The organism is Moorena sp. SIO4E2 (assembly GCF_010671945.1).
In the GTDB taxonomy this organism is placed as follows: Bacteria; Cyanobacteriota; Cyanobacteriia; order Cyanobacteriales; family Coleofasciculaceae; genus Moorena; species Moorena producens.
In genome coordinates, this window is the sequence record NZ_JAAHIE010000210.1 from 1 (window position 1) to 7,673 (window position 7,673).

Below are 7,673 nucleotides of genomic sequence, written 5' to 3' on the forward strand. Positions count from 1 at the left end.
AAGGTTGATCATAGAGAACAATAAAACTACCAATAACCACCACAGCCAATGCTGAGGGGACTAATGGTACCCAATACCCTTGTTTCAAAAGACCTAAGCAGGACCCGTAGAGAATCGATAGAGCCAACAGCAACACACCCAAACGTAGGGAGGATTTACAGCGCCAACAAACCAGACCAACCGTTAGGCCCCAACCCCAAATCCACACTACTTCACGCCATGCAGGCCAATGCCGTATCAGGGGTCGCTCATCTAAAACAGCACTGAGAATCTGACTTACCATGTGGCCATGAATAATTACCCCTGGTGTTTGATCCTCTATGTCATTACCTTTACTATAGGGTGTAAAAAAATAATCCTTACGGCTGGGAGCAGTAACCCCAATCAGAACAATTTTTCCCTTGAAAGCATCAGGATTGATCTTACCCTTTAGAACTTGAGAGAGAGTGACTTGGGGCACAAAATCCTCTGGAGATTGGTGAAAACGGTAATTCAGCATGATTTGGTGTCCCCAGGCATGAAGCTTATGATAACTGCCAGTATGATGGGTTAAGGGTTTAAAGACTACATCACCTAGCTGTAAGTATTGTTTATCTTGTTTTTGAGCTTCTGTGTATTTGGGAAAGATTCCCTCTGCCACTAGATACCGCATGGCCAACTGGGTACTCAGAGCATAAGAAGCACTACACACTGATTTTGGATCAGGGTTAAACGCCAACAGATGGCGACGGATCACCCCGTCTGGGTCAACTACAACATCACTAAAGCCCAAGTTTTGTTTCGGAACTTCTGGGGGCGGTGAAATTCCTTTATCCTCTTCGTTACTGGCTTTGCAGACCGTAACCAAATTCTCGCTTTGCTCTAGGAGCCTTCCCAAATCCTGATAATCTGGGGCTACAGGAAAATCACGATGAATATCTAGGCCAATGACTTTGGCTTGAGAGGAATTAAGTATTTCTAACAGTTGTTGGAGTGATCGGTCTGATAAGGAGGTAGCTGGTCTTAAATCCGACTGCTGAGCTTCAATATCTTCTTCAGTCACCTCTACCACTATCAGACGGGAATCGGGAAACTCCGCTGGTCTTCTATTGATCAGGTGGTCGAAGGCTTTCAACTCCAAACCTTGCAGTAAACCGAGCTGCTGTATAACTATCAAGAAGCATGTAATTACCAAACTGCTCACTAATACCTTGACGAAGTTTGGAGGTGGAGGTGGAGGTGGAGGTGGAGGTGGAGGTGGAGTTGGAGGTTGAGTTGGTAAAGGAACACTTTTCCTCAACTCTTTCCAAGTCGGTGGCTTGGCGGCAGGATTCTGACAAATTATCGGTAACCAAGTTGCACAAGGAAACTCATCTTCTATCCCTTGTAATCGTTCCCTAGCTTCTCGCACTGCTAAATAAAAAGACTGCCCTCCAGCAAAAGCGGTTAAAAAATATTTCAAAAATTCCTGTGAAACCCGGTCGGGTACCGGTTCTCGCATCACAATAATTTGGGGAATCCGTAAATTAGCCAGATTCGAGGCTAAACCCAAGCCATCACAAGAATTAAAAATCGCTATTTTTAAGCCTTTTACAATTGCTCTGTTTAAGCCAAATTTTAACTGATTAATGGTTAAACTATCGGTTTTATTAATATAAATGTGACCCGTTTCCCCATCGTTTTTACTAGAACTATGACCAGCAAAAAACAGGATATCCCAAGATTGCTCCCAAAGGGCTTCATTGACTTGCTGGCGCTTGGGTTCTATAAGGAACGTGAGCTGAGCATCAGGTAATTTCTCTAGCAACTTCTGATCCGCTTCGGTATCAATACCAATACTATTGCCAATAATTGCTAAAATTTTCACCTTCTGGTGGGGCTTGGGATTTAGAGTGACTGGTTCAAACTTTAAGGCACTTAAAGCAATTTCCGCCTTGGAATAGCGTTCCCAAAAATCCCACAGATGCCAGGGCAGTCGCCGTAAACAACTGTTCTCGGTTTGAATAATGAGACGAATTTCATCGGAGGGTAATAGTTGTTCGAGTAATTTCTCCTTAATCGGTCGAAATGGCTCTGAGGATAGCCAAGCATTTAAGCGATCGCCTAAGACTTGGGCTGCATTGTAGCACCGTTCCAGTTTAGATACATTGGTCACTTGTACCACAGATGCTTCTAGACGGGAACGTAACCCCAAACTGTGATAACTCGTTGTCCAACTTTGGCACGATTGCATAATTTCCGGAGCAGGAGGTAACCTGCCAGTGATTTCCAACAAAGGGCTTTTGCCCTCTTCCAAAATCTGTAAAGTGACTGGAAACCCTTGGTCAAAGCAACCATCTCCTATCTTTAAGACAACTAATTTACCAATGCTGCGCGTGTTATTTGTCATTGGTCATGGATCACTGGTGTTGCAGATGTGATTTCTACCCTCATTTTACTTATTTATAGAGGTTTATAGAGGTTTATAGAAGGTGTATCGGTGCCTTAGGATTGACCACTGACTGATATCAAAACTGATATCAAACAAGACACCAGATAACCGATATATCCCCGAAGGACTTTGAATTATAACGCTTTCGGTGGTGTGTCGATGGCTAAATTCAGGAATTCCTAGATTGGCCGTAGGCCACGCTACGGGATCAGATTGCAAAATCCTCAATAATCCTGGCATCGCCAAGGGCAACTTCGACACTAAATTGCTCTCCTGGTAAACCACTGAACTGCAATTGAATGTAATTATCGATTTGTCTGGCTTGGGCTTCAAGAAACACTGTTCCCGATCCATCCAGCACAGTGAGTGTGAGGTTGGGAGGCAAATAGGTTTTACTACCGGTGGGATATACCTTGAGGCAAATATTTTGCTTGAGTTCAGATTCTGGTAAAAGTTCCACCACCAAAGCCACGGGGGAACCCGCTAGCAATAGCCCTAAGTCGATTAACTTAGCCCGCCTAATCCCCACATCAAGATTTTCCTCTAGGGGTAACGCCTCAGTTGACTCTAGACCAGAAGAGCGGAAAGCGAAAATTGGTTCGGGTGGGTTTAACAAGTTTTCCAAGCTTTCGAGAGTTTGCCAACCGGTTTCAACCACATTGTCTAACCACTGACTCAAGTTTACCCTAGTTCTCTGGGCTAGCTCTGAGATGGGTTGATGGAACTGATCGATTAAATCGTCAACGGGTCGTAGTTGGCTAATGGGTAATTCTTCGGTATCAGCAGTTGGAGTAAATCCCAACACTGTTCCCTGGGACGATTGTTCATCAATCTGAACAACTACATAGCCAATCCGATCACACCAAACTTCGGGGGGAATATGGCAAAGGGAATCTTGGGCTTTGATCGGTCGGCATTCGATACGACCGATATCGGATATTTCCAAGTCGGCCACATTAGCTAACAGGCGTATAATAGGATTCCAGCTGTCTGAGGCTTTTAAATCTGTAGGCATCCCCAGCATTTGCATGTAATCATTGACAACCAACACAGCCAAGGTGTTGAGTCGAACTTGCTCAGCTTTTTCAGAGGTAGGCTGCTGCCTAGCAAATTGCTCAGCACTCCTGCGTGCATTGTCAGTAATGGGCAGAGGAAGGGCAAATTGTTCTAGGTTATGGGTGTTGTAGGTCATAGGAATTGTGTTTCTGTACTGATGTGAACACCTTGACTGAACCAGGTTAAGGTTAAGGTAAGTCTTTTTAAGGAACCTCCTATTATAGATATCCTTCCGATTCTCCAAATTTACGCAAACGGGGCAAACATTGTCGCTGATAAAAGCTACTTAATGTAGAAATTGATACATTAAACTCTTCTGAGAGAGTTTTCCAGCTAGTTTCTGGAGGCAAGCGTCGTAAAATTAAGACTTGGCAGGTGACCTCTGGATGACCTTTAACATGGGTAGTGCGTAGATCACTATCAACACCCGCCGTTTCCACCCATTCCCTAACATCTTCGAGTAACCTAGGCACCTCAGGTGGAGCTGCCACACTATTGATCGGGTCAAGGTTTTCACCATTTTGAGCCTTGATAGGAGAGACTGTCTTACCTTGTCCGTCTATGTTCTTGATGCGAAAGTCTTGGAGTCGTTTCTTCAAGTAGAAATTGAGCCAAGTGACCACACTGCCACGGCTAGAGTCGTAGGGATTACCGGTTTTGCCTTCGCAAATATTCTGGCAAAAGTAAATCCAGGTTTGTTGGAGTGCGTCTTGATAGTAGGGAGTATGTTCTTGCCAAAGTTTCTTAGTGACTAAACGAATAATTTTTGTTAAGTTTTTTTGACGGTGAGCGCTTCCAGGTGGATGACTACATGCTGCCGTCACTAGCTGGTTGAGCTGCTCATAGAGTTGAGTCATAATGCGATCGCTCCGCCTTTGCTGATATTGCCTTTCTCCGAAAATACTATGTTCACACAGGTATGTATATGTTATGCAGGGTCAGCCTCAGGTCTGTAATGTGACGCTCCTACACCAACCTTAAAGGTATGGTGTAGGCTTCTCAGGCACCCCGAAGAGTGCGTAGAACTTCCTTGGAGGTATCATCAGTAATAGAATCAACTATTTTGATGCTACCTTTAAGGCGTTTTATAGTGGGGAACACGTCCAGCCCCACTCTCTTGATGTTGATAGCAGCATTAATATCTCTATCAACCCAGAGGTTTTCTATTTCATCCCAATATTTCCGGATACCGCAATCAGTAAAAATCACTTGATCTCGATAGGATAACAATTGAGAGGTATAAGCAGGATTCTTGGCAACCACAACGGCTCCAGCTTTCGCAGCTATGTGACCAAGGATTACAAAGAATTCTCCAAAAGCGGCATCCGCCCAACTTAGGTTGAGCCCGGACTTGGCCGATTGACCATTTGGTAGGTATTTCCCTTCTTTGTATTGTAATGGTGCATTACGCTTACTTAAACCTTTAAGGTTGAGGTTTTCATGAAAGAATACTTTCTTGCCTGTACTTACTAAGCTGTGGGCAGTCTTGTATTGGAAATCTTTTCTGGCGCGAGCAATTTTTTGGTGTTGCAACCCCTCTTTTTTCGCTAGTTTTCGGCGTGCTTTACTGCCTTGAGGTGCGAGCATTTTTCTTTTTGGAAATTTTGGCTAATTTAGATTGATTTCGCCTCAAAAACTTGGCGGATGGTAGCTTTCCCCCTAAAGATGTCGCCAGATAGTACTCCTGGTGAAGTACTGCATCCATTCCTAGGGAGTTCTCCCAATTCGGCACGATTACATCAGGTGTAATACCAGGAACAGTAGGATCATCAAGTTTAAGGTTTACAAACCATCCATCACTTTTTTTGATGAATTGCACTTGTTTGAGGATTGCACCATCCGGTAGATGGCGGTGAGAGCGAATTTTTAGCAAGCCGATCTTGGGTATTTTCAGGTAAAGGAACTTTCCCCCAGTCGAACATGAATGCAGGGTTAAACCTGCTCCTTCAACAATAAATGAGCGATAACGAGGTTGAGATTTGAAGCGAGGCTTACCACTCCTATTGCCGTTATTGTCCCCATAAATAAACCGATCAAACGCCTTATCTACACGTTTACAGACCTGCTGCAGAGTATTAGCTGGAACCCGTGAAAAATCTAAATCATATCCTGACCATTCCACTGTTCCCTTACCCTTTTTGAGTCCTGGTAAAAGTTTCTTTTGGCTGTAGTAGTTGGGGCGATCGCGCAGTTCAGGAAGATGACAGACCAAGGGGCAAGAGTTAACCGAAGTTCTGTTACGTTCCCACCAATCAAACCTTTCACCAAGCTGACGATTATACCAGTACTGGCAAATCCTTAGCCAAAGATTTATCTCTAGCTTTTGGTCGGTGCTTGGAAGTGCTTTATACTGGTAAGTGTATTTCATCCCCTGGTGTTGGTCACTATAGTTAATAATACACTAATTAGTGTATAGATTTTGGAAAGGTTGCCATGAAAGATGATTAAATTATTACGAAGATATATTAAATCTCAGGATTCTTTGAAAGTGTAATTGGCTGTTAAAGGGGTTCAATACCCCTTTAACAGCCGCGCATTCCTCTCACACCAAATCAAAGATTATGGTGTGAGGCTCCTGCTAAGCTAGCTCAACTACTCCAGGATACTCGGAGTTTTGGTTAAGACTAACCCAGTATTCAGCTGTTGACAGTCTAGGTATTATGTGTTAATTACTAGGGACTAGAAACTTTGATTAACTATCTAACAGTTAATATCTAACAGTTAATATCTAACAGTTAATATAAAATATCACTAAATAATTACTTGGCGGTTAAAATACAAGATTTTAAGTTAAGTTGTAAGACCTAACACCTAATACCTGATACCTAATACCTAACACCTAACACCTAACACCTAACACCTAACACCTAACTCCTAACACCTAAGGCAAGCAGTGATGTTTCCCAATTGCCAGAAATTTCTGATCAAATTTTCGGGAATCTGTGGAAGACACCTTGTATTAAGTAAGTAACGTAGCTTTACTAGAGCTTGTCAAACATCTTGGACAGTTTTTGACATATGCCTCTAGGATTTCCTCCCAGTTGATGTACAGTGGCGGTTGTAGCAATGGTTGCAGCCGCTTTTTTTTTTGGAGAGTAATGGGTAATGGGTAATGGGTAATGGGTAATGGGTAATGGGTAATGGGTAATAGCCACTGCTGTATTGAGGATTTGCCGAATGCGATCGCGTAGCGGCTCCAAAGGAGCATCGCATCACCGATTACGCAGTGACCTTAACATAACTTCATAGTTATGTCATCCTGAGAAAAGAGTTGTCAATAGACTCAAGTTTAGGTCAATGTCAGAACTCTCAGAAAGAAAACGAGTAGTTGTAGTCGGTGCTGGATGGGCAGGCTTAGGCGCAACTCACCACTTAGCCAAACAAGGTTACGATGTCACTCTCCTAGAAGCAAGTTCCTATCCCGGTGGTTTAGTGGCAGGATGGAAAACGACCGGTGGACGTTCTGTAGAAGGGGGAATTCATGGTTTCTGGTATCCCTATCACAACATTTTCAACCTCGTAAAGGAACTCCGACTCAATCCTTTCACTCCTTTCACCCGTTCTTCCCAGTATTCTCCTGCTGGATTAGAAGTCGAATCCCCTATATTTCAAAATGAACCACGACTTCCCACCCCTCTAGGAACCTTCCTATACACGGACTTCAAACGGTTACCCCTGATTGATCGGCTCTCTGCCTTACCCCTGCTCTATGCCGTTATTGACTTCGATAATTCCCACCAGGCGTGGACCAGGTATGACTCGGTAACCGCCCGTGAATTATTTAAACAGTTTGGGGTCTCCGCACGACTGTACAAGGATTCCTTTGAGCCCATGCTGTTAGTGGGTTTATTTGCTCCAGGAGAGCAATGTTCAGCCGCAGCCGCCCTAGGAATGCTGTATTACTTCATTTTGGCTCACCAACCGGACTTTGATGTGGTCTGGTGCCGAGGAACGGTAGCACAAATGATATTTAAACCCTGGGTGGAACAGATTGAAAAAGCCGGGGGAAAGGTACTTACCAATAAACGGGTTAATGACATTATTTTAGACCACACAGGCAAGGCCAAAGGGGTGATGTGTGGTGATGAATGCTTTGAGGCTGACGCGGTGATTTTTGCTGTCAGTGTCAATGGTATGAAGAAAATCCTTCAGAGTAGCACCATGCTCCAAAGCCGCAAGGAATTCCGCAACCTGATGAATTTAGGGG

Annotated in this window: 7 protein-coding genes; 1 reads left to right on the top strand and 6 read right to left on the bottom strand. The window is 43.9% G+C overall.

The window, feature by feature from the left end:
* The 6 genes from F6K37_RS20565 to F6K37_RS20590 form a co-directional block, all read right to left on the bottom strand.
* Positions 1 to 2,368 (bottom strand): CHASE2 domain-containing protein (locus F6K37_RS20565; protein ID WP_287251782.1); only part of this gene is annotated, 2,368 nt, incomplete at its 3' end.
* Between the two features lie 250 nt (positions 2,369 to 2,618).
* A complete protein-coding gene (locus F6K37_RS20570; RefSeq protein ID WP_008187080.1) occupies positions 2,619 to 3,602 on the bottom strand; it encodes a DUF1822 family protein in 984 nt (327 codons plus the stop codon).
* An 82-nt stretch (positions 3,603 to 3,684) separates the two neighbouring features.
* Entirely contained in the window at positions 3,685 to 4,323 is a 639-nt protein-coding gene (locus F6K37_RS20575) for a sigma-70 family RNA polymerase sigma factor (protein WP_287251784.1), read from the bottom strand.
* Positions 4,324 to 4,465: 142 nt separating this feature from the next.
* The gene (locus F6K37_RS20580) at positions 4,466 to 5,053 is read right to left on the bottom strand and encodes a zinc ribbon domain-containing protein (protein WP_287251785.1); all 588 of its coding nucleotides are present in this window, start codon (positions 5,051 to 5,053) and stop codon (positions 4,466 to 4,468) included.
* The gene (locus F6K37_RS20585) at positions 5,031 to 5,834 is read right to left on the bottom strand and encodes an RNA-guided endonuclease InsQ/TnpB family protein (RefSeq protein WP_287251786.1); all 804 of its coding nucleotides are present in this window, start codon (positions 5,832 to 5,834) and stop codon (positions 5,031 to 5,033) included. The genes F6K37_RS20580 and F6K37_RS20585 overlap by 23 nt, the downstream gene beginning before the upstream one ends.
* A 591-nt stretch (positions 5,835 to 6,425) precedes the next feature.
* Complete coding sequence (locus tag F6K37_RS20590; RefSeq protein WP_287251787.1) at positions 6,426 to 6,674, bottom strand: hypothetical protein; 249 nt, start codon at positions 6,672 to 6,674, stop codon at positions 6,426 to 6,428.
* An 89-nt stretch (positions 6,675 to 6,763) separates the two neighbouring features.
* Between F6K37_RS20590 and F6K37_RS20595 the strand changes: the two genes are divergently transcribed.
* A partial coding sequence (locus F6K37_RS20595) for a hydroxysqualene dehydroxylase (RefSeq protein ID WP_287251789.1) occupies positions 6,764 to 7,673 on the top strand: 910 nt, incomplete at its 3' end.